The 24688-nt window shown below is 52.1% G+C and carries 15 protein-coding genes; 5 read left to right on the forward strand and 10 right to left on the reverse strand.

Annotation, left to right across the window (positions count from 1 at the left end):
• Positions 1 to 65: 65 nt before the first annotated feature.
• From Q0577_RS08090 to Q0577_RS08135, 10 genes are all read right to left on the reverse strand, one after another.
• A complete protein-coding gene (locus Q0577_RS08090) occupies positions 66 to 4871 on the reverse strand; it encodes a hypothetical protein (protein ID WP_298734623.1) in 4806 nt (1601 codons plus the stop codon).
• A 2-nt stretch (positions 4872 to 4873) separates the two neighbouring features.
• Positions 4874 to 6973, reverse strand: coding sequence for a hypothetical protein (locus tag Q0577_RS08095; RefSeq protein WP_298734624.1), 2100 nt, complete (start codon positions 6971 to 6973; stop codon positions 4874 to 4876).
• 3 nt (positions 6974 to 6976) lie between these two features.
• Positions 6977 to 11638 (reverse strand): hypothetical protein, encoded by a 4662-nt coding sequence (locus tag Q0577_RS08100; RefSeq protein ID WP_298734626.1) that lies wholly within the window; start codon positions 11636 to 11638, stop codon positions 6977 to 6979.
• Between the two features lie 307 nt (positions 11639 to 11945).
• Entirely contained in the window at positions 11946 to 13085 is a 1140-nt protein-coding gene (locus tag Q0577_RS08105) for a hypothetical protein (RefSeq protein ID WP_298734627.1), read from the reverse strand.
• A gap of 35 nt (positions 13086 to 13120) precedes the next feature.
• Positions 13121 to 13558 (reverse strand): SsrA-binding protein SmpB, encoded by a 438-nt coding sequence (gene smpB, locus Q0577_RS08110; protein WP_298734629.1) that lies wholly within the window; start codon positions 13556 to 13558, stop codon positions 13121 to 13123.
• A gap of 152 nt (positions 13559 to 13710) precedes the next feature.
• Positions 13711 to 14559 (reverse strand): acetyl-CoA carboxylase, carboxyltransferase subunit beta, encoded by an 849-nt coding sequence (accD, locus tag Q0577_RS08115; RefSeq protein ID WP_298734631.1) that lies wholly within the window; start codon positions 14557 to 14559, stop codon positions 13711 to 13713.
• A 294-nt stretch (positions 14560 to 14853) separates the two neighbouring features.
• Positions 14854 to 15921 carry a class II fructose-bisphosphate aldolase gene (gene fbaA / locus Q0577_RS08120; RefSeq protein WP_298734633.1) on the reverse strand — a complete coding sequence of 356 codons (1068 nt, stop codon included), beginning with the start codon at positions 15919 to 15921 and terminating at the stop codon, positions 14854 to 14856.
• Between the two features lie 215 nt (positions 15922 to 16136).
• Positions 16137 to 16565 (reverse strand): Rieske 2Fe-2S domain-containing protein, encoded by a 429-nt coding sequence (locus Q0577_RS08125; RefSeq protein WP_298734636.1) that lies wholly within the window; start codon positions 16563 to 16565, stop codon positions 16137 to 16139.
• Between the two features lie 442 nt (positions 16566 to 17007).
• On the reverse strand, positions 17008 to 17820 hold the full coding sequence (locus Q0577_RS08130; RefSeq protein ID WP_298734639.1) for an ABC transporter substrate-binding protein: 813 nt from the start codon (positions 17818 to 17820) through the stop codon (positions 17008 to 17010).
• 7 nt (positions 17821 to 17827) lie between these two features.
• Positions 17828 to 19186, reverse strand: coding sequence for a pyridoxal-phosphate dependent enzyme (locus Q0577_RS08135; protein ID WP_298734641.1), 1359 nt, complete (start codon positions 19184 to 19186; stop codon positions 17828 to 17830).
• Positions 19187 to 19283: 97 nt separating this feature from the next.
• On the opposite strand from Q0577_RS08135, the gene bioD reads away from it, so the two are divergent.
• The 5 genes from bioD to Q0577_RS08160 are packed head-to-tail and all read left to right on the forward strand — an operon-like array spanning position 19284 to position 24671.
• Positions 19284 to 19928, forward strand: coding sequence for a dethiobiotin synthase (gene bioD / locus Q0577_RS08140; RefSeq protein ID WP_298734646.1), 645 nt, complete (start codon positions 19284 to 19286; stop codon positions 19926 to 19928).
• A gap of 14 nt (positions 19929 to 19942) precedes the next feature.
• Entirely contained in the window at positions 19943 to 20527 is a 585-nt protein-coding gene (locus Q0577_RS08145; RefSeq protein ID WP_298734649.1) for a 5-formyltetrahydrofolate cyclo-ligase, read from the forward strand.
• Positions 20524 to 21588, forward strand: a complete 1065-nt coding sequence (lpxK, locus tag Q0577_RS08150; protein ID WP_298734652.1) for a tetraacyldisaccharide 4'-kinase — start codon at positions 20524 to 20526, stop codon at positions 21586 to 21588. Before Q0577_RS08145 ends, lpxK begins: the two co-directional genes overlap by 4 nt.
• Positions 21589 to 21612: 24 nt before the next feature.
• Positions 21613 to 23670 carry a ribonuclease R gene (rnr, locus tag Q0577_RS08155; RefSeq protein WP_298734656.1) on the forward strand — a complete coding sequence of 686 codons (2058 nt, stop codon included), beginning with the start codon at positions 21613 to 21615 and terminating at the stop codon, positions 23668 to 23670.
• A gap of 29 nt (positions 23671 to 23699) precedes the next feature.
• On the forward strand, positions 23700 to 24671 hold the full coding sequence (locus Q0577_RS08160) for a polyprenyl synthetase family protein (protein ID WP_298734658.1): 972 nt from the start codon (positions 23700 to 23702) through the stop codon (positions 24669 to 24671).
• The last annotated feature ends 17 nt before the right edge of the window (positions 24672 to 24688 follow it).

Consider the following 24688-nt stretch of genomic DNA (forward strand, 5'->3'; position numbering starts at 1 on the left):
AGAGTAATATGCTGATTGCCGTTAGTATGCTGCGTTTAGCTGTCACCGGTATCTTCGTTTAGTGTTTATTGAGTGATGATGATCTTCCTGATCGCATGGCCCATCGGCGTTTCCAGCAGCAGGAGGTAAGCCCCCGCCGTAACGTTGAGCTGGTATCCTACATTGAACTGTGCCGAAGGACTTTCCTTGCGATCATTTACCAGCTGGTTGCTGATGATGTTGAACAGGCGCAGCCTTATCTCCGATGTTTTATCCAGCACGATGTGCGCGTTGAATTGCCCGGTATTGGGATTGGGCAGTATTTCAAAAGCCCGGATAAAGGGCTCCTGTGCACCGCCCGGCTGTGCGAAGGCTTCCTGCTGCAGTACCGTGATCTGCTTGGAGTACGACTTTTCACAATCTCCTACACCGGTACGTAACTGGATAGTATATACGCCGGTGTCTGCAAAGCGCAGTTCCGCCAGCAGTGGTGTATTCTGCAGTACGGTAATGTTCCGGTTGGTGGGTATTACCCATTCTATCTTTTCGGGTACAGGTTTGCTGATGTTGATCAGTAAGACGTTTTCGTTGCGGAATACCTGGGTGGCTGCAACAAACTCCGCCGAAATATCCACGTTGTTCTGACTGATGCGGATGGTGTCGCTGCCCAGACAACCTTTGCTGTCTGTAACGCTGACCCAGTAAGTACCTGTTTTGCTGAGCGCTGCCTGTGCGGCAGTGCCCTGGAAGGCCGGACTACCACCCCATGCATACTTGGCCTGCGGATCTGCAATGGCGGCATTCGCCGTCCACACCTGGCCATTGCAAAGGGTTCTGTCAGGTCCCAATTGTACCTGTAAAGGCGCAGGATCCGGCAGGTTAAAGGTTTGTATACGTGTACAGTTATTGGCGTCTATGATGGTAATGGTATATCTGCCTGCGCATAGGTTGTTCAGTTCAGTACCGCTTTGCCCGTTGCTCCATGAATAGCGGTAGGGGGGCACACCACCGCTGATGCCCGTTTTAATATAGCCGTCGCAGTAACCGTTGCAGGTAGGCGCTTTAATATCTGCATCGATCACGATGCCGCCGGGTATATAGATATCTGTCTGGTTCTGGGTTTCGCAAGCATGTGCGTCTTTTACAAATACCAGGTAGGTGCCTTCTGTGATATTGGAAATGCTGCTGGTAGTATCGCCGCTGGTCCACTCATAGTGGAAGGGCGCTGTACCGCCGCTCACAATGGCGGTGGCTTTACCATCCTGGCCGGAGGCGCAGGAAACAGCGGTGGTATTGAAATCAACCAGCAGTTTTCCGGGCTCCTGCAGCCGGAAGGTATCTGATGAGCGGGTAATGTTATTGAAGTCTGTTACCCTTACCAGGTAGCTGCCCGCAGGCATGCCGGTAATGATACTGTCTGTTTGCGGAATGCTGGTAAGCGTACCATTGTTTACGCTGAACCACTGGTACCTGTAAGGCAGGCCGCCACTGAGCGGAATACCGCCCTTGGCATGTGCGGCCAGTTGCCCGTCGCTGTCGCCGTTGCAGGATACATACCGGTGTTCCGTGATGTTCACTTTCAACAGTGGCGGTTCTGTCAGTGTATACCTGGCCGTTACATAACAGCCATTGGTGCTGTTGTTGGTGGAAAGCGCAAATTGTGCATCTTTTACCTGCAAGGTATAACTACCGTTACCTGCGTTTTCCAGTTTGGTAACATAACCGTTTGCGGTAATGGATTCGGTATGCTGGGTGAGCACCTGGTTATTGGCGTCCAGCCATTGTACGCTGTAACTGCCGTCAGGAGCGGGTGTGCCGCCTTTCAGTGTGACGGTCACCGATCCGTCGGTATAGCCGTAGGCCAGCGGATCTGCTGTGGTTACCGCGGTGATCGCCAGCGGATCTGCAGGCTCCGTAATGATGGCGGAGGGCTGCTGTATACATCCATGGGCATCCATCAGCAGCAGGCTGTAATTACCGGCTGGCTGATCCAGTATATCCGGTGTAGTATCGCCGTTGCTCCATGACCAGCTATAGGGCAGTGTACCACCGCTCACGGTGGATTTTACAAAGCCGTCGTTGCCGCTGTTACAGCTTACCGCGCGGGTTTGCAGCTGCACGGTTAACAGGTCGGGTTCAGCCAGCAGGAAGGTATCAGACTCTTTGGAAATATTGTTCCAGTCGGTAATGATCACCTTGTACGTGCCCGTTGTCAGTCCGCGGGCCGTATCGGTAGTCTGACCGATGGCATTGAATACGGCGCCATCCTTCTTATACCATTCAAACTGGTAGGGCAAAGCGCCGCTGATGGGAACGCCGCCGGCTGCTGTGGCATACAGTATGCCATCTGCATCATTCTTACAGGAAACGTAGTGTTTTTCACTGATGTTCACTGTCAGGGCAGGGGGCTCTGTAAGCGTAAAGGTGGCGATAGCAATACAGCTTTGCATATTGGGATCAGGACCTGTATAGTTGGCGTCTGTAACGGTGATGGTATAATCGCCCGCCCCCAGGTTGCTCAGCAGGTGCTCATAGCCGCTGCTTACCACCTGGCTGCTGTGGCTTGTAAGCACGGTGCCGTCTGCCCGGCGCCAGGTAATATTGTAAGCGCCGCCCGCCAATGGCGTGCCGCCGCGTAGCAGCAGCCTGATACTGCCGTCTGTATAACCGAATGCGCGCGGGTAGATAATAGTGGGTGTGGCAATCTCCAGTGCGGCAGAAGGCTGCCTTACCAGGGCGATATCCGTAACCCGGCAACCGTGGTAGTCTGTTACCGTCAGGGTATAGGCATCGGATGGCAGGTTGCTGATAGCTGCCGACTGGCTGCCGGTGCTCCAGCTGTACGCGAAGGCAGGTGTACCGCCTGTTACAAGTGCGCTTACAGCGCCATTGCTGCCGCCATAACAAGTGGCGGGTGTTTCGGTGAAATGGATCTGCAGCTGACCCGGATCTATCAGCACAACAGGATCGGACCATTTCTCTATGCTATTGGCATCCGTGATCTTTACCTGGTAAGTACCTGCGGCCAGGTTGCCGGCTGTTGCGCTGGTCTGGCCGATGGCCGTTGGCGTACCGCCGCTTACCTGGTACCATTCGTACGTATACCCGGCGCCGGTAGTGAAGGGTTTACCACCCCTGGCGCTGGCGCTGATCGTACCATTGCTGTCGCCGTTACAGAGAATGCTGTCTGTGATGGACGTGTTTACTTCCAGTAAAGGCGGCTGGTTCAGCACCACGGTAGCAGTAGCCATACAGGTGGCGCTACCGCTGGTTGCCCCGGCATGATTGGCATCTGTAACGGTGAGCGTGTACGTATCTGCACCAAGATTTTCCGCCCGGCTGCTGTAACCGGAGCCCGTGGGCCCGTTAAGGGGTGTTACCAGGCTGCCGTCTGAGCGCCGCCAGGTAATATGGTAGGAGCCGTCCGGGAGGGTTGTACCCCCATTGATCACGGCGGTAATGTAACCATTCGTATACCCGAAGGCGGTAGGTTCAAATGTATTTGCAATGTCTATTGAGAGCGCCGCTGCCGGCTGCCCCAGTGTGACGACCAGTTGCTTTTCAGTTCCGTTGGCATTCTTTTCGTAACAGTTGTTGCCATCCCGCATAGTGATGGTATAGGTACCTTCCCGCAGCCCGGAGAGGGTAGCGGTGGCGCTGTTAAAAGTCAATGACCTGGGTACAGGATCGTTATTGCTGCTGTACCACAGTGTATAATCGCCTGTTCCGCCGGAAGCGTTAATGCTGACGGCGCCGTCGTTACCCCCAAAGCAGCTGATCTGCCGTCTGCCTGCTTCAGAGAAGCGAACGGGAAGCGGTGCATTCACTGTGAAGGATCTTCGGTGAGCGCTCGTGTTGGCAATAGTGGCGGTCCCTGCGTCAGGGTATTTACCCTGCAGGCTGATTTCATAGGTGCCGGGCGATAGTACCGACGGCCACGTAACGCTATTGTCGGCAGCCAGGGAGGTAATGCTGTACATACCGTCTGTCCATCCCGGTTCTGATGGTTTGGTGAGGAAGATGCTTAGCTGCTCATTGATTTTTAAGGCCCGATCAAAATAGATCTTCACACTTCCGTCGTTATCACCGGCGCAGGTAACAGTTTTACCAGGCGCGCTGGTTATACGCGGAGACGTCAGCCTGGTGCTGAGCGTAACGATGTCTGAATATCTGTCTGCGCCATAACAGCCGCTGTAACGGATACGTATAAACACATTACGGCCCAGGATATTATCTGCATTGGCCCCGAACAGATCGTTGGCAGAAAAGCTGCTGCGGTCGCCTGTCTGGAAAGCGGCAGGAAAGCTGGTCCAGGTGGTTCCGTTGGTAGAATACTCCCAGTTGTATACCGAAGCAGGAAACCCATAGGTAGCGGCCAGGGTGATCCTGCTGTCTGAAGGCAGCTCGGTCACGCCGCCCACCCTGGTGATGAGAATGGATTTAGGATAGATATTTACCCGCACCCAGTTGCCCCATTGCGGTATTTTGCCGTTGGTATATTCATAATAGCAATTCTTATAACTGGCGGGGATAGTATAGTCTCTGCGTTCGTTATTACCCCTGCACCTGATGGCATTTCTCCACTCCCGGGTACCCCATATGCGCATGGTCTGCAAGGTGCGGTTGGCTGCAAAGCTGTAAGTATGTGTAAAGTACCTGGATGTGGTACCAATGGGGTTCAGATCCTGGTACGCCACCTGGTTTTCTGTGGTAGAGCCTGCGAAGAGAAAATAGATGTCGTACTTGTTGGTACATCTGCCGCTGTGGTTATCCACGCCATCCCAGATCTCCACATCTATTTTGGCTTCGTACTGGCCCAGTGTCTGCGCGTGGGCCGTAAGGGTAAACAATGTCAGCAGCAAAAAAAGTATGCGGTGTAAAAATCTTTTCATAGTTAATACATTACGTCTATAGTTTTATAGATGCCTTGCGCGCCGTTCTTCAGTACTGCCTTTATGCCGTACACGTAAGTCGTATTGATCTTTATCTGTTCGTCGGTGATTCGTTTCGGTTTGCCGTTATACACTTTCCAGAGGGTAACGTTGCCACCTTTCTCGCCTTTGTACAGCTGGTATTCCTGCACATCTTCGAGGTTGTCATTCCAGGAAAGCTCTATGTAACGTTCCTGGCGGTTAACAGCCGCATTAAACGACTTTATAGCGATCTTCCCCATATTGGGAGGCACCGTAACCGTTACCGGCTGCGCGGGTTTGGATTCCAGTCCGCTGCTGTCTTTAGCCAGGATGATGTACGCATACTGCTGCCCGGGTATGGCCTGCCTGTCTGCATAATGACTGGCAGGCTGCTCAAACGTAGCAATGGGCTGCCAGTTGGTCTGGGCGGTATCTATATGCCTGCGGTACAGCAGGTGCATGGCCACATCTTCATCGCGGCAGGGCACCCAGTTCAGGTATACCACGCCGTTCACCACCTTGTAATCCGTGAAGATGGGTGAGGAGGGCGGGATAACGTCCGGCTTCTTTATCTCTATCACGGCAGAAAGGGCAGATTGGTTATAACGCTGGTCAAACGCGGTGACTGCATAGTACACACGGCTGTTCAGCGATTTGATCACCACCGAGTCGCGGAAGCTGTGCGCTGCGTATACAGAGTCTACCAGCGGCGAGAGCTCATCACCCAGGTTATTGGCGCGGAATACCTTATAGCCGAGAATGTCTTTTTCGGTATTGGCTTTCCAGATAAGCAGCACCACACCGTTGCTGTCTATGGTGCCCGCCAGCCCCGTAGGCGCTGTGGGTGGAACAGAGTCTACCGGCTGCACCAGTACGGGGAAGGAGGTAGTAGACGCTCCTTCCCTGGCCACTGCCGTTATGGTAAAGTAATTGGTTGCGTTCAGGTTGTTGTAAACAAGGCTCCGCTGTTCCGGCGCTATATCCTTCAGTACTGTGGTAAAGGGACCGTTGGCAGTCGGGCCCTGGTTAAGGGTAAAGCCTTTAATGAGTTTATTGCCTGCCTGCTCAAATTCCCAGTTCAGCTCCATGGCGCCTTTTTCGTCAACGTTGCTGGAGCGGATGTTGGGCACATAAGCCAGGAGGCTTCTGCCTTTACCGAAAACAGTGTCTGAAGGCGGACCGGTTTCATTGAACGGCGAGATACCCCTGATGCGGTAATAGTATACGGTGGTATTGTCTTTCAGCGAGTCAATAAAATACATCCTGGGAGATGCCTTCTTCTCTTTCTCATTGAAGTTGGTCACCGGCAGCGATGAAGCCCTTTCAAAGGTTTTGCCGCCGTCTGCAGATCTTTCTACTATCCAGGAATTATAATAGCTTTTCAGCAGGCTGTAGTCCCAGCTCAGTATCACATTCCTGTCGCCGAAGATGCCGCCCAGGTCCGGCGGTTTGGGCAATTCCTGCAGGTTACTCATGCCGATGAACACACCGGCGGAGTCGAGGCGGAGACGGTTAACGGGAATGAGAGAACGAAGCCGGTACAGGTATTTTTCGTTGGACTGTGCTGTCTGATCTTCCCATGCCCAGCCGGCCAGTTTGGCTGCTTCGAAAGAGTTGTCTGCCGCATACATGGAGAGTGCGAAACGCTGCTCCTGTTCCTGCGACTGGTTAATGATCTTCGCAATGCCGCTGTTGTCGCCGGCGCTCACCTGGAAATCTTTTCCGTAGATGGCTTGTGCAATCACGGCTGCATAGTTGTCCTGTTGTGCCAGTTGTTCCCACTCCGGTAATGGCCTGGGTTTGAGCGGTACGGAAGACAATACCTTCATCTCCGGCTGCGCCAGCAATTTGCCATCGCGCAGCACGGTATATCGCAGCAGCTGGAAACCGTACTGGTTGCTCAGCTTCCAGGCGCCTGATGTGTTCACGGCCCAGCGCAGCAGGATGCCCCTGTTCTTACTCACCGTGGCCATCACTTTTATCTTAGCCGTGTCTTTCCGCTGGGCCTGCACCTGTAAGGCACATACAACGAATAAACAGGTATACAGCAGGTGCTTCCATTGCATAGCTCTTCGCATCATAGGTTACTTGATCGGGTTCATGTATTCGTATACGGCACGGGTACCTTTTTGTCCGCCCGGCAGCAGGTACTGGTATTCCACCTTGTATTTGCCGTAGCGGATGTAGGGATAGTGTCCCATGATCAGCCCCGCAAACCGTTCCTGCATCGGCGTACCAAGGTAGCGGTTCACCACCTGGTACTGCAGATCGGTAAAGTCCTGTTTATAGTATAAGGGCAGGTTATAGATATAGGGCATCATTATTTTCGACCAGCCGTTCACGGCACCGGTGGCTGATTCTGCCAGGTAGCTGCTCAGTATGCTGATGGCTTTGCGCGGCACAATACCCAGCGTGTCTGTATCACGGTAAGTGATCTTAATTTCCTGGTTCAGCGGGTAATCTTTATACATCACCGGTTCAATGTCGGTGGTAAAGTACACATCGTCTGTGATGGCGCTGGTGTTCACCAGCGGTGTGTATGCCGTGTAGGCGCTACCGGTAAGTTCGGGAACGTCAAAGTCTTCATGCTGCCCCACTTCTGCCCGCAGGTCTATCACATCAGGCAATACATTGCCCGCAAGACTGCGCTGTGTGGAAATGCTGTTGACCTTAGCGGCGAAGGTGCCGTACTTACTGGTACGGAAGTCGTAGCCCAGGAGTGATTTGGTAACATCGCCCCTGCTTACATTACCTGCTTTGTTGCTGCGTACGATGATCTCACCGTCTTCGCCTGCATCCTGTTTGGCGTAGGCCACTACTTCCTGCTGACTGGCGTCAACGCCCGGCGGAATGGCGATCAGGTCAAAGCTGTATCTCGTGCTTGTCTGCAAGACAGGCATGCGGAAGTCAATCCGCTGCTGATCCACATCGTACTGCATGGGCTGTTTACCTGCGCTGGCGCCATTGGAGAAGAAGCGTATCTCGTACTGCCAGCGGTTATCGAACAGGTAGCTTTGTCCGCGTTGCAGCACAATGTAACCACGGTCAAGTTCATCTTTAAAGTAGTTGCGCTGGTTTACAACGGGGTAGCAGTAAGCGATATTCGTGAGCGGGATAAAGTCAGGAGCAGTGCCGGTGGTAAAGGTCACCGTCTTTTCTTCCTCGCTTTTCCTACCATCCATGTATACGGTTTGCCAGGTACCGCCCTGCAGTTCTTCAAACGTTACTTTAACGGCTGCTTTGAGCGTACGTTTGGTGGGCAGCACTTCTTTTGAATAAAAGGTCACCGCATCATTGTTGGCGTTCCATTCCAGGCGGCCCGGTATGGGTTGGCCATTATCGGTTACTGTAAATGATTCCAGTTTGGCGCGGTAGGTTTTGGTACCTGCATCGTTTTCTATTTCAAAGGTCTGGCCAATGCGCATGTTAAACGCGGTTTGCGGAGCTGCGAATACATCCACTTCATTACTGTTATCCGCAGGCGTAAGATCTGCTATCATCTTAACATCAATCGGACTATTGGTGCCGGTTACTATTTCGCATTCATTGCCGATGGTTACTTTCATTCGCATGTTGCCGCTAACCAATCCGCCCAGTATGTTAAACTTCACGGCCATATACCCCCTCATCCAGGTGGGGTTGGGCAGCTTGGCCTGCATCAGTACCGCTGCCGCACCGGAAATGATGGGGAAGCGGCCTTTGATAAATGCCAGGTTCACTTTAACGCCTACTTCACCCTGTAAGTACACATAGGCCTGACCGTTAGCATACCATCCGTCTATACCGATCTTTTCGTTGCTGCCTTTACAATGTGCATCGCCATAGTCTTTCAGCATAATGTCGAAACCAACGCCGCATTTAAAGTTGGCGTACAGTATCAGGAAGGTGAGGTCGCCGGTTTCTACGCTGAGGTTGGCGCCGAAGGCAAAGCCGCGGCCATCGCCCAGGGCGTTCAGGTCGCGCATATAATCCAGCTCCTGCAATTCCACGCCCAGTATGTCTGCTACTTCCTGCGGAGGGGGAGGGGAGCCCGGTATTTTATCGCCCACCATGATGTAGGCGCCTGTTTTGATAGAGATGCTGCCCACGCCAAACTTCACGCCTAAACGATTGGTAGGCGTACCCATATGGAAGTACCACTCGCCGGGCGCCACATGTATCACTGCCCATCCGGCGCGGTTGCCGCTGGCGGTACCGGTGAGCATGCCACCGGCTACGTTCAGGTAGATATCGAAATTGGCATGGAAAGTAGATTGGGTAAAATCATATTGTATACCTACATATGCGGAAAGGCCTACTTCTCCTACTTTATAGGAATCGCCCGCCACGCTTTCTGCCGCGGCAGAAGGGTTGGAAACTTTCAGCGCCTGCAGTTTTTCACCTGTGCCGCCCAGCTTACTGATGGCACTGGCTTCCGCCTCACCCAACTTGGTAAAGGCTTTACTCATGTGCTCCTGCATATTGCCAACGCCTGGTAATGCGGCCAGCACTTTGGCAAAACCGTAGAAGCCGATGAAGTTGATACCGCCGCTGTTGTTAAAGGCCACTTCAAAAGATACTTCGCCGTTCACCACTTCTTTTTTCGCGATGTTGAACAGTACTGCCGCCTTGATACCAAGACCGGTATTCTCATCGGGCACATAGTTCACACCGGTGGGAGAGGCCATCATATCCACGCCCTGCTTCTTCATATGATAATAGGCGCCGCCGCCAAAGCCCTGTATGTTCACAGGCGGTACCAGCGGGATGCCCAGCCCGAGATCGGCTTTGGCATCTACGTACCAGTAGCGGAATTCCTTGGAACCGAACATGGCGCGGGCTTCTATTTTGATCTTATCATCCAGGAAGTCTGCAGCCACCTGTCCGCTGATAGCATCGCCATATACCGGATCATCATCGTAGATCTTGATCCTCCCGGCTATCTTCAGTGTATTCGCAATCTTGGCGTTGATGGCAATTTCTTCCAGTTTCAGCTTGTCAAATTTCCAGGTCTGCAGTCCTTTACTTTCATCGAAAGATCCTGCCAGCGCAATTTTGGTATCACCGCCAAAGTTGCCCTGCATCAGGTTCAGGCGGATACCAAAGATCAGGTCTGCCTGGTTGCCCTGTGTGCGGAGGGCTATTTCATTGATAGAAACAGGGAAGTTGGAAACGGTGTTTTCCGCTTTATATCCAAAGTAACTGGCGCTGAGATAAGGCGCGTTGGTTTGCAGATGCAGATCTTTAAAAACGATGCCTTTGAAGGTGGCGATTGCCTTACCATCCTCCCCGTTCCTGGAGGCAGATATGCCCAAACGGCCATGCAGCATGGCTTCCGGCTGAAAGCGGTCATCGGCAAGTTTCAGCTGTACCCAGGAATTGGGTTCCAGTTCGCATTTGGCCGCCCATACGCTGAAGCTTAAGGTATTCAGCGTGCTTAGTTTCAGGATATACTCATTGTCTGCAGTGATCACTGCGGTATAACCCAGGGGATCTTTGGCTACGGGTAAACCCACCATGCCGCTGAAACCTGCGCCCACCAGGTGGTTGGCCTGCAGGTCTATATTGAAGCGGTCTACCGTGAACTTCCAGCCGGAGGCCGTACCATCCGGCAGTATGTTATTGGCAAAGAAGGAGCCGGTGAGACCGTTGTTGTCAATGATCATATGCGTGGCGCCGAAGCTGACGCGCTTGCCGTTTTCGCCGCGTTTGGCGAACTGTTTGGGCAGTATCACCTGCAGGTCTTCCACGTATACGCCGCGCCAGAGGTTTGGGTTTTCCGCCGGCATATATTGCTGTTCATACCCTGCCGGGTATACGATGTCTGGTGTATTGCGGATATCACTGCCGTCAAATACGGCCTTGCCTATATGAAAACCAACGCCTTTGAGCGGCGCTATTTCAAAGGAGGGAAGGCTGATGTTGACGAGAATATCATTCCAGTCGGCCACCACGGTGTTAAACGGGGCAGATACCAGGGCTTTGCTGTCTTCATTCCGCTCGCCATCCGGTTTCAGCGGCACCAGCATGGTGCGCGGAAATGCGATTTCTGCGGAGATCCCCAGCTCTTTAAAGCCGTTACAGTCCATGGTAACATAGGTAAGGTCCAGGCCCTGCCCTGTTTCCATATTCATACCGCCTTTCAGCACAATGGCGGCTGTACCGCCGTTGATACGGATGGGTACATCGCCCAGCAGCACCAGTTTGGCGTCTCCCAGGATACCGCCGTCATACGACAGCTTAATGCCTTTTATTCCAAAGAATATCTCCCTGGGTTCCTGGGGGATCTCCATTTTGGCGTATACGGTCAGCTCTGCATAGCTAGGGTGGAAGATGGCGTTGCTAACGGCTATCTTAACGGTGGTATTGCCCACGGTGCGGGAAAGCCCTATGGGCAGTTCATTGAGATCGTCCGGAGAAAGCGCGCTGCTATACCGGTTCTCTTTATCCATTTTCATGAACTCAGCCCTTGCCTGTTCGCGGTAGCTGTTGGTACTGGAATCGCTGGGGTAGATGCGCTGCAGATAGTTATCAGTGAACAGCGGAGCTTCCGGCGCGGCAAAGTTTTGTACGGAGAGCTGGCGGTCTATTTCAGGGAAGCTGCGGCTTTCCAGCAGGTTATAGGCCAGTCGTTCTGCCATTACCGTTTGCAGGCGCTGCAGGGAATCTTTGTCGCTTGCTTTGGCCACCCATGCGCAACAGGCCAGGCATGCGGCAAATAGAATAGAAAAGCAATAATGGTACTTGCGTGGGTAACAGTTGACCATAGGCAAATAGGGTATAGGTACAGGGTTAGTAGTTTGAGGGGCAATATTTTACCTGTTAACAAAAGGCTGTCTATACTACGAAATCCGGGTGCACCGTTCAGTTTACTCGAATATGTCCCTCGGGCTCTTTCCCGATTAATTTGGGTACAATATTAACAAATTTAACAATTTAAAAAAATATTTAAGACAACTTAAAGTGTGAGGTTGGAAGTTTAAGGTTGGAGGTTCGTTGAAGGTTGCGGGTTCATAATAGTAGGCGTGCTACCAATTTAAGCTACCAACATCCAACGAACCTCAAACGTCAAACTCAATTCACCTGGCTGTAAAAACTCTGCAGGTCTCTGGCCAGCTGGTCGTAAATGGGACGGGTAAAGAGCATGAACAGTTCCTGTGGCGGGGGTGGAGGGGCGTCTACGCCGCCCATCTGGCGTTTGTCTTCATCGCTGAGGGCGCGTTCATCGCCGCGGAAAGTACCTACCTGGTTCAACCAGGTGTAGCTGCCGGGAATACGGTCCTGGCGCAATACACGGTTATTGTTCACATCAATGATGCGGTAGTCCAGCAGGCCGCGGGACACTACGGTCTTTTTAACGATATAGATAGTGGCTTTTACGGTCTGATATTTTTTAATGACTTTACCGCTGGTATCTTTTACAGAACCGGTTTCTATCTCTTTCGATACTTCGCGCTGGAGGCGGTCTACATAGGTCTGGCCCACTTCAAAATCATAGAACTGCATTTCCAGGTATTCATCCGGGCGGATGTCATCATTTTTGGCAAACCGTTCATCCGTGAACTTTACAAAACGGTTGATGCTGCGCTGCTGAAGGTTACGTACCAGGGCATCGCGAAACTGGTCTGCGCTGAACTGGTAGTAAGGGCTGCGTACGTCTATACGGCTTACCAGTACGTTCACGGTGCCCAGCGCAAAGGCTTCGTCCATGCGCTGACGGGCGTCACGGTAGTTGCTCACCATTTTAAGCGCGGCGGCAAATTCTTCGTAGGCGTCGCGGGCGCTGGCTTTATCGCCGCGGTCCAGCAGTTCCATGCCGCGTTCATACCTTACCTGGGCAGCGCTTTCCTGGGCGCCTGTGATGGCATCGCGGTAGTCTTTGGGTTGTACTACTTTCTGTGCAGCGGGAGAGGCGTATATAATATCATACAGGCGTTGCAGTGAGCGGTATTCGCGTCTTACGGATTCCCATTTGAGCGGGTTGTCTGAACGGAGGTAGCCATTCACTTTGTCTTCATGTGTACGGATGGATTGTTCGTAAGCTTTAGGCAGCAGCTGCAGGGCAACGGCATCCTGTGGTTTGCGTTGCAGTTTTTTGACGAAGGCGGCTACCGCGTCGTCATAACGGCCCTGGTTAAAGAGTTTTTCGCCTGACTTGCAGGAGGTAAAGAGGAATAGGATAACGGCTGTTGTCAGCCATGCATAATTACGCATGAACGGTTGTGGTTTATAGTTTGCATTCCCGGCGCTTATTTCACGTATCGCCGGATCTCCCTTTCGGTTTCCCTTTGCTTAATGCTTTCGCGTTTGTCATGCAGCTTCTTACCTTTACCCAGGCCAATTTCCATTTTGGCCAGTCCCTTTTCTGTGATAAAGATGCGCAGGGGAACGATGGTATAGCCCCTTTCCTTCAGTTTATTCTCCATTTTGCGCAGCTCTCTTTTAGTCAGGAGGAGCTTGCGCTCGCGTAGCGGATCATGGTTGGCATAGGTACCATGAGAATAGATGGCGATATGCAGGCTTTTCACCCACAGCTCACCTTTTGAAAAATAGCAGAAGGCATCATTAAAGCTTACTTTCCCGGCGCGGATAGACTTGATCTCCGTACCGGTCAATACGATCCCTGCAATATATTTATCTTCTATTGCATACTCAAAATAAGCCGATCTGTTCTTTAATTCTGCCATTTAAAACTTTATGGGGTTACATTCGTTAACAATTAATAATTAAGAATTAATCATCAGTGTCCAGGTGGCCGGAGTGACACGATTATCCCGGCGCTAAATTGTGGCTGGTGTCTTAATCCTTAATTATTAATTATTCATTATTGGTTTTTGTACTAGTTCTTGAAAAGCTGCAAAATGTTGGCCAACCTTTGCTTGAGCTCCTTGCGATCAACGATGAAGTCGAGGAAGCCGTGTTCCAGGAGGAATTCGGCGCTCTGGAAACCTTCGGGAAGGTCTTTCTTGATCGTTTCCTTGATCACACGGGGACCGGCAAATCCGATGAGCGCACCCGGCTCCGCGATGTTAAGGTCACCCAGCATGGCATAGGAGGCGGTTACGCCACCCGTGGTGGGATCTGTCATCAGGGAGATATAGGGCAGCTTTGCATTGGCCAGCTGTGTAAGCTTGGCGGATGTTTTGGCCATCTGCATCAGGGAAAAGGCGCTTTCCATCATACGCGCGCCCCCTGATTTGGAGATGATCATTAACGGCATTTTATGTGCAATGCAATGGTCTATGGCCCTTGCGATCTTTTCACCCACTACAGAGCCCATCGAGCCGCCGATGAAGGCGAAATCCATACAGGCAACCACCAGGTTGTTTCCCAGTACTTTACCTGCGCCTACCCGCATGGCATCTTTCAGGCCTGAGCGTTTCTGCGCGTCTTTCAAACGATCTGCATAGGGCTTCAGGTCCTGGAATCCCAGCTGATCTTTCGGGTAGATGTTCGGAAAAAGCTCCTCGTACTGGTTTTCATCAAATATGATCTCAAAATATTCTGCAGAATTGATACGATTGTGGTAATTACACTTATCGCAAACGTAGAAATGTTCCCGCAGGTCTTTTACAGTGGTGGTTTTCTTACAATTAGGACATTTGTGCCATAATCCGTCCGGTGCTTCCTTCTTTTCACTAGTAGACGTTGAAATGCCCTGCTTAATGCGCTTAAACCAGCTAGACATATTTTTTCGTTAGGTTAAAAAATAGTGGTGCAAGATACGAATTAAATTCACACACACTTTTTCCGTCCGCAATATTACATGAAAAGAAATTGAAAACCAATATATAGGGTAGGGGTTTTATATATGTTGTTTGTTGAATAATAAAGCCCCGGCGAATAACCGGGGCGGGAGCAATGCTTTTAGCTGCCAGCTGTTAGCCGTGATCCGTTAGCTTTCAGTTCTTAACTTTATATTAAGCACCAGATAAATTATAGCCAACCCTAACAGCTAACCGCCAACCGCTGATAACTTTATTTACGCATTCCTGTTAATACAATTCAGATCAGTGAATGCTTCCTCGAGACGCTTAACAAAGGTTTCTTCGCCTTTGCGCAGCCATACACGGGGATCGTAGTATTTTTTGTTGGGTTTATCCGCGCCTTCGGGGTTGCCCAGCTGTGCCTGCAGATAATCCTTTTTAGCTTCGTAGTAATCGTGCACGCCTTCCCAGAAAGCCCACTGCATATCGGTATCGATATTCATCTTGATCACGCCGTAACCCAGGGCTTCGCTGATCTGGTGCTTGGGAGAGCCGGAACCGCCATGGAACACGTAGTATACGGGTTTGGCAGCTGTTTTATGCTTCTGCTGGATGAATTCCTGGCTGTTCTTCAGGATCTCCGGACGTAGTTCCACATTACCGGGAGAGTAAACACCGTGTACGTTACCGAAAGCGGCAGCCACTGTAAAGCGGGAACCTACCTGGCTCAGTGTTTCGTACGCATAGTTCACATCTTCAGGCTGGGTGTACAAAGCGGAGTTTTCAACACCGGTATTGTCTACACCATCTTCTTCACCACCGGTTACGCCCAGTTCGATCTCGATGGACATACCCAGTTTATTCATCCGCTGAAAATATTTATGAGAGATTTCGATGTTCTCGTGCAGGGGCTCTTCAGACAGATCCAGCATATGGGAGCTGTAGAGCGGCTGACCGTTCTGTTTCATGAACGCTTCACCGGCGTCCAGCAGGCCGTCTATCCAGGGAAGCCATTTCTTGGCAGCATGGTCTGTATGTAATACTACCGGTACACCGTAATATTTGGCTACTTCATGGACGTGTTTGGCGCCGGAGATACCGCCGGCAATGTTTGCCTGCAGTTTATCGTTCGGCATTCCCTTACCAGCAAAGAACTGTGCTCCACCATTGGAGAACTGTATAATCACCGGGGAGTTTACTTTTGCAGCGGTTTCCAATACTGCGTTCACCGAGTTAGTTCCCACCACGTTCACGGCAGGCATAGCAAATGCGTTCGCTTTAGCATCATTATAAAGCGCTTCCAGCTCTTCGCCGAATAATACGCCGGCTCTGTATTTTCCCATATTCTTTTGGTTGTTTACTGTTTACGGAGGGCAAAGATAGTCGTAAATCCCAAATTCCAAATCCCAAATCCCAAATACCAAATTCCAATATCCAAATTCCAAATCCCGAAAAACAAATTCCAAAGTAAGGAGACCGTGCCAAACAGATCAATTAAATCTGTTCCGGGCACCTCCCCACTTTGGAATCTGGAATTTGGGATTTGGAATTTTACGATTTAACTTACAGTCAGCGTACTGCCGTTGATAGCGACGGTTTTCTGAGCGAGCGCTACGGTTGCCGGACCGGTATTCACGGCGCCGCTGGTAGTGTAACGGCTGCCATGGCCGCAGGGCGCATTGCATTCTACCAGGTTGGTAGCGCTGTTGAACCTGGCAACGGTGCAGCCCTCATGGGTACAGGTGCTGGAGAGCGCGGCGAAAGCAGCCGGTGTGTTGCCCGCAGCCACCCGGATCACGATTACGCCGCCGGCGATCTTATAGTCGCCGATGTTGGTTAATTCAGACCCCAGGTTAGCAGAAAAACCTCCGCCACCGCCCCCCGGACCCGGCGCATCTGCGCTGTTCTTACTACAGGCGGCTAATCCACCGGCGCAGGCCAGGGCTAAAACCACGCCCAGGTTATTGACGAACTCCCTTCTTTCCATAAAGTTGCAGGTTTAGTGTGAAATATGCTTTGGAAGAATAAACAGTTGCTTTGTAATATGTTTACGGGCACAACAGCAGAAGGGTTGCCCGCTTTATGCAGTTTGCTCCCACCCCGATCCCACTCCGGCTCCTTCCCAACCCGGGGATATAGTACAGATATAGTACCCATATAGTACTAATATAGTAGCCCTATATAGAGATACGTTATCTATACGTTATCGATACGATATTTATAACTTATCCGGGGAGTTTACCGGGGTGCGGATGCAAGACACTACGAAGATCTTATGCGCTTTTACTATACTATCATGCGCTTTTACCTAAGCTTGTATACGCTTTTAGTGTGGATAGCACGAAAGTAACACTAAGAAAGCGCATTGAAAACACGAAGGGAAGATGAGGGTAAGATGCGGAGAGCACGAAATAAAAACGAAGAAACCATCAGGAAAACAACTGCCTGAAATACCCCGGGGCTTCCAGCAGGCGGCTGCCATACCAGGAGAACATTTCCCCGTCTACCAGCAATACCCGGGCCTCGGGCAAACAGGCACGGATCTCGCCGATGTGCTTTTCCTTAAAAGGATAGGGCTCTGAAGACAGCAGCACAAACTGGCTGGCGGGTGGTACCGCAGCAAAGGCTTCGGCCAGCCGGGAAAGGCTGATGGAGGGATAACGCTGCATACCGGAAAAGATGTTCTGCAAACCGGCTGCCTCCAGCATGGTGTGGATAAAGGTATCGCCCCCGGCCACCATCCAGGGATCCCGCCAGATAAAATAGGCGGCCTGCGGCGGACGGGTGCTGCGGGCTACGCTTTCGTTCAGCAGGCTGAACTCCCGGCTGATGTCGGCGCTTAGCTGCAGGGCCTGTTCCGCACGGCCGGTGATCACCCCAATTTCCCGGATCATGCTGAGGGCATCGGGCAGGGAGCGGATGTCGCTGGTCCACACCGGGAAATCTGCCATCAGGGCCCTCACCTGCTCCTGTGCATTTTCTTCCTTGTTGGCGATGACCAGGTCTGGTTGCAGGGCTTTGATCTGTTCTATGTGCAGTTGCCTGGTGCCTCCTATACGGGTTTTGTGCCGGAACCATTGCTCCGGGTGGATGCAGAATTTCGTGATGCCCACCACCTCGGCATCGAGGCCCAGGTGGTAGAGCAGTTCGGTCTGCGAGGGCACCAGTGACACGATCCGCTGCGGCGGATAAGGGATGTGCACCGTATTTTGCAGCTGGTCTATGTACGTGCGGACTTCCATCTCCTGCTTAGCTTCCCAGCGCCTGGATAATATCGTATTTGGTGACGATGTGATAGCTGCCGCTTTCGTCTTTGGTGAGCACGGCGCCATTTTCCTTATTGATGTAAACGGAGAGCTTTTCGATAGGCGTTTCCATGGCTACCTGCGGGAAGGCAGGTTGCATCACCTGTTTTACCTGGGCGTCTTTCAGGTTTACATCATCTATCAGCCTGCTGAAGAGGCCCCCTTCTGATACGGCGCCGATGATCTCGTTATTGGCCAGTACGGGGATGTGTTCGATCTCGAATTTCTTCATTTTGGCGATGGCGTCGCTTACTTTTTCTTCTGCGCCGATGGTCACCAGGGGCAGATTGCGGCGGGCGTTCACGATGTCCTTCACGGTTTTTACGTCCAGGAAGCCGCGTTCCATCATCCACTGATCATTATAAACCTTGCCTACGTACCGGCTGCCATGGTCGTGGAACACCACCACTACCAGGTCTGTTGGTTTCAGGTGCTGTTTCAGCTGCAGCAGGCCTGAGATGGCAGAGCCGGCGGAATATCCCACAAATATCCCTTCTTCCTTGGCGATGCGGCGGGCCATGATAGCGCCATCCTTATCGGTTACCTTTTCAAAGCGGTCTATCAGGCGCATGTCGTAGTTCTGCGGCACAAAATCTTCGCCGATGCCTTCTGTGATGTAGGGATATACTTCGCTCATATCCAGCTCGCCGGTCTCGTGGAATTTCTTCAGCAGGGAGCCATAGCTGTCGATGGCCCATGCCTGGATGGCCGGGTTCTTTTCTTTCAGGTACTGTGCTGCGCCGGTGATAGTGCCGCCCGTACCTGTGGCCACCACCAGGTGGGTGATCTTTCCTTCTGTCTGCTCCCATATTTCAGGACCGGTTTGCTCGTAGTGGGCCTGGCGATTGGCCAGGTTATCATACTGGTTGATGTAGAAAGAATTGGGGATCTCCTGAGACAGGCGCCGTGCCACGGAATAGTAGGAGCGGGGATCATCCGGCTCTACGTTAGTGGGACAAACAATCACTTCTGCGCCTACCGCTTTGAGGATATCCACTTTTTCTTTGGATTGTTTATCGGTAGTGGTGAAAATGCATTTATAACCCTTGATCACGGCCGCCAGCGCGAGTCCCATACCCGTATTGCCGGAGGTGCCTTCAATGATGGTGCCGCCCGGTTTCAGCAGTCCCTGCTGCTCGGCCACCTCCACCATTTTTACCGCCATGCGGTCTTTAATGGAGTTGCCGGGGTTGAAGAATTCCACCTTGGCAAAAACGGGGCAGGGCAAGGCTGCAGTAACGCGGTTCAGTTTTACTAACGGGGTGTTTCCTATCGTTTCGAGAATGTTATTACAAAACTTCATATGGTAGTGTTAACTCCGGCGAATTTAAGGGAAAAAATCGGAGCGGGCGGATTAGCAGGTACGACGGTAATTTATCATCCGCTATCTTTGCCGCGTTATGCGGAAGAGAATATTCATCACCGGTATAGGCACCGGCGTGGGAAAAACGCTTACAGCGGCCTGTGTTACAGAGGCTTTGCGGGCGGATTACTGGAAGCCCGTACAAACGGGGCTGGAAGATGGTACGGACACTGATACGGTGAAAGGGCTGCTGTCAAATGCGGTGTCAGTATGTCATAAAGAAGTATATTGCCTTTCAGCGCCTGCTTCGCCGCACCTGGCGGCCCGGCTGGAGCAGGTACGTATTGAAGTGGAGCCCATCCTGCAGCAGGCGGAGGCCATACAACCGGCAGATCGCCCGCTGGTGATAGAAGGCGCCGGTGGTTTGATGGTGCCCCTGAACGAAGACGTGTTCACACTGGAGCTGATCCGTCAGCTGCAGGCGGAGGTGATCATCGTGGCGCAGAACTACCTGGGAAGTATCAATCATGCATTGCTGACGGCAAAAGTGTTGCAGCAAAGCGGTATACCGGTGTTGGGCTGGATATTCAGTGGGGATTATCATACCAATGAGGATGAAGTGGTGAAATGGAGCGGGTATAGGAAATTAGGAAGGATTGATCAGGCGCAACGGGTAGATAAGGCGTTTGTGAAAGAGCAGGCGGGGAGATTGGTGCTCAAGTCCCGCTCCACATACACTTAAACTATTCATTTCACTTGCAAACTAAAACGTCCATACGAAAACATTTCCTTGAACGCCGCTTAAATCTTCCTGAAGAGGAAGCCGCCGCGCGCAATGAGGCCCTGCTGTATAAAATCCGGGAGCTTGACTTCAGCAAGGTGCAGTGGGTGCATGTTTTCCTGCCTATCACAGAAAAGAAGGAAGTGAACACCTGGCCTATCATAGAATGGCTGCGCAGCACCCATCCTGCAGTGCAACTGGTATTGGCAAAAGCGTTCCTGGCCACCGGCGAAATGGAGCATTATCTCTGGGAACCACATACCATCCTGGTCAAAAGCAAATACGGCATACCGGAACCGGCGGGCGGTTCGCTGATAGCGCCCGAAATGCTGGACCTGGTATTTGTTCCGCTGCTGGCTTTTGACCACAGCGGGCAGCGCGTAGGATATGGCAAAGGTATGTACGACCGCTTCCTGAAACAATGCCGCCCCGGCGTACGCACCATCGGCCTGTCTTTATTTGAACCGGTAGACCGCATCACGGATACCGACCCACGGGATGTGCCGCTGCATACCGTGATTACACCTGAAAAAATCTATCACTTTTCCAACATACCATGAAAGCACTGCAATACCTGAAAATTTTACTATATCCTTTCTCCCTGTTGTACGGACTGGTGATGTGGATACGTAACCGCCTATACGACAGCGGTACCCTCACCGCCGTGAGTTTCGACATTCCCATGATCGCGGTGGGCAACCTCTCTGTTGGCGGCACCGGCAAAACACCCCATGTGGAATACCTGATACGCCTGCTGAAGGAAAATTATGCGGTGGCCACCCTGAGCCGCGGCTACAACCGTAAAACACGGGGCTTTTTCCTGGCAGATGAAGACAGCACCGCCGCCCAGCTGGGCGATGAACCCATGCAGTTTCACCAGAAGTTCCCGGATATCAGCGTTTGCGTAGGAGAGGAGCGCATGCTGGCGGTACCGGAGCTGCTCCGCGAACGGCAGGAAACACAGGTGATCCTGCTGGATGATGCTTTTCAGCACCGCTCCATCAAACCAGGTAAGAACATCCTCGTTACAGAATATAACCGTCCCTTCACCCGCGACCACGTAGTGCCTTTTGGCCGCCTGCGGGAGGGCCGTAAGGGTTATGAAAGGGCCGATGTCATCATCGTGTCCAAATGCCCGGCTGATATGACAGCAGCCGATAAGCAGGCCCTGGAACGTGAAATAGCGCCGCTGCCGCATCAGCGCCTTTTCTTTACCTGCCTGCAGTACGGCGCATTGTATGAAATGCTGAGCGGACAGCCGGTGAGCGCTACAGCAAACGCCTCCGTACTGCTGGTGTGCGGTATTGCCAGACCGTCTCCCCTGGTACAGCATTTGAAGGACCAGTACCAGGAAGTGTTCCTGCTGCCTTTCCCGGACCATTACTACTACAGTAATAACGACCTGGAGAAGATCGCACGGGAACTGAAGGGCCTGCCCGGCGATGAAAAAGTGGTGGTCACCACAGAAAAAGATGCGGTACGCCTGCACCTGTTGCAGCCCCGCCTGGAGGAGCTTGGACTGCAAATGGCCGTGATACCGGTGGAAATATCTTTTCTTTTCGGGGAAGGTTATTCGTTTAATAATTATATTTTTGACTACATAGAAGGGGCAGCTACGTAAGGCATTCACTTAATGGGACATGAGATGACAAAAAAGAAAAGACCTAAGAAAGGCGGCGGAAGCCCGCAGCAAAGTTTCCGGGGCCTTGTGGAGGTGACCCGTTCGGGAATGGCCTTCGTAATCGTGGAGGGCCTGAGCAAAGATATCCTGGTTAAACAGAAAAACCTGAATACCGCGCTGGACGGTGATGAAGTGCTGGTGAACGTGATCCGTCAACAGGGCAAGTCCACCGGCCGCATGGAAGGCATGGTAACCGACATCCTTAAACGAAAAAAGACAGAATTTACCGGCACCCTGGATGTGAACAAGGGATTTGCATTCCTGGTACCTGAAAAGGGGGCCTTTGTTCCCGATATATACATTCCCGCCAATGCGCTGGGCGAAGCCAAAACCGGCGATAAAGCCGTGGTGCGCATCGTGGCCTGGGGCGAAAAGACCCGCAAACCGGTGGGGGAGATCGTGGAGATCCTGGACGCCAGCGATACCAACGACCTCGCCATGAAGGAGATCCTCGTGGAAAGCGGCTTCCCGCTAAATTTTCCCGACGAGGTGATCACCGAACTGACCCGGATCAGTGAAAAGATAACCACCACGGAAATACGAAAAAGAAAGGATTTCCGTAAACAGCTCACCTTTACCATCGACCCGGCAGATGCGAAAGATTTTGACGACGCCATCTCCATCAAAAAGCTCAGAGGCGGCTATTATGAAATAGGCGTGCACATTGCAGACGTCAGTCATTATGTGCTGCCGGATACCGCGCTGGACAAGGAAGCCGACAAACGGGCCACCTCCGTCTACCTGCCGGATCGCGTGCTGCCCATGCTGCCGGAAAAGATCTCCAACGAGCTCTGCTCCCTGCGGCCACATGAAGATAAGCTCACCTTCTCCGCCGTATTCAAGATGAATGAAAAAGGCGAGATCAAGGATCACTGGCTGGGCCGCACCGTGATACATTCCAAGCACCGCTTCACTTACGAAGAAGTGCAGGAGATCATCGAAAACGGGGAAGGTCCCTACGAGGAAGAAATACTGCTGCTGAACAAAATAGCACAGCAGCTTCGCAGGGAGCGCTTTGACGAAGGCGCCATCAATTTCTCCTCGCAGGAAGTACGTTTCCAGCTGGATGAAACCGGCCGTCCCATTGGCATCGTGATCAAGGAAAGCAAGGAGGCGCATCAGCTGATCGAAGAGTTTATGCTGCTGGCCAACCGTACCGTTGCGGAGTATGTCTCCAAAATAAAGATCAATAAACAGTCTGTACCTTTTCCTTACCGCGTGCACGACACGCCGGACGAGGAAAAGCTGAAGGTGTTCTCCATATTTGCCCGCAAGTTCGGGCATAAGTTTGACCTGGATAACCCGGACAGCATCGCCCGCTCCTTCAACAAAATGCTGCAGCTGGTGAAAGGCAGGCCGGAACAACATGTGCTCGAAACCATCGGCATCCGTACCATGGCCAAAGCTATCTATACCACGGATAACATCGGGCACTACGGCCTGGGCTTTGAGCATTACTGCCATTTCACCTCGCCTATACGCCGTTACCCCGATGTGCTGGTGCACCGCGTACTGGCCCAGTGCCTGGCCGGTGATATCAAGCCTGACAAGCAGATGGAGAAGAAGTGCAAACACAGCTCTGAAATGGAGCGCAAGGCCATGGATGCAGAACGCGCCGCCAACAAATACAAGCAGGTGGAGTACATGCAGCAATTCATCGGCGAGACCTTTGAGGGCGTGGTGAGCGGGGTGGCGCATTTCGGCTTCTGGGTAGAAACGGTGGACACCAAGTGCGAAGGCCTGGTCAGCATCCACAACCTGCTGGCCAAAGACGAATTCAAACACGATGAAAGTGAGTATGCGCTCATTGGCCTGCATACGGGCCGCAAGTTCCGTATAGGCGACAAAGTGATGATCCGGGTGCTGGCGGCCAACATGGCCAAACGGCAGCTGGATTACGATCTTGCCGAAGAACTGGCGCCATCAGGTAAAGCCGGTAAGCCGGCGAAAGCTAAAAAAGAAAGAGCCCGCAAGGAAAAGCCGGCGGCTAAGGGGCGGGCGCAGAAAACCAGGCGCAAATAAATAAAACAGACGACATCTCATATTACACCATGCATTCCTTTCAAGAACTCATTGCAAAATTTGTAAAACAATTTGATGAACAGCAATTTCCGCAGCAGCCGGCAACTTTGTATAATGCAGCATCGCATATCCTCAAGATCGGCGGTAAGCGTATACGGCCCGTATTGGCGCTGATGGGGAATGAACTGTTCGATGAAATCCATGCAGACGCCTGGCATGCAGGCAATGCCGTAGAGCTGTTCCACAACTTTACCCTGATTCATGACGATATTATGGACAGGGCGCCGCTGCGCAGGAACAATCCTACCGTGCATACCATCTACGGAGATCCGGCAGCCATACTGGCCGGTGATGTGATGCTGGTATATGTATATGAGCATCTGAACAAAGTGCAGGCCCGTTATAAGCATAAGCTGCTCAGCGTTTTTAACCGGGCAGCCATCCAGGTGTGCGAAGGACAGCAGCTGGATATGGACCTGGAAGGGATGGAACCGGGCCAGGTAAACTACGACGACTACGTTAATATGATTGCCCTCAAAACCTCTGTACTGCTGGCGGCATCCCTGCAAATGGGCGCCATCATCGGCGGCGGCAGCGAGGGTAACCAGTCTCACCTCTATAATTTTGGCAGGAACATCGGCATCGCTTTCCAGATACAGGATGATTACCTGGACGCTTTTGGCGACCCGGAAAAATTCGGCAAGAAACAGGGGGGCGATATCCTGGCCAACAAGAAGACCTTCTTACTGCTGAAGGCCCTGGAACTGTGCAACCCGGCGCAGCTCACCCGTTTGAAGGAGCTGCTGGGCAGTTCGCCGGACGATAAGGTAGACCAGGTGCTGCAGCTGTTCCATGACTGTAAGGTGGATGCCTGGGCGGAAAAAGAGAAGGAACGTTTCCAGCAGCAGGCTTTTAACAACCTGGAGGACATTGCGGTGATCTCTTCCCGGAAAAAGCCCCTGAAGGAACTGGCGGATTTTTTACTGAGCCGTCAGCAATGATAGGGAAATCCTTATAT

It is taken from the genome of uncultured Chitinophaga sp. (assembly GCF_937898475.1).
Lineage (GTDB): Bacteria > Bacteroidota > Bacteroidia > Chitinophagales > Chitinophagaceae > Chitinophaga.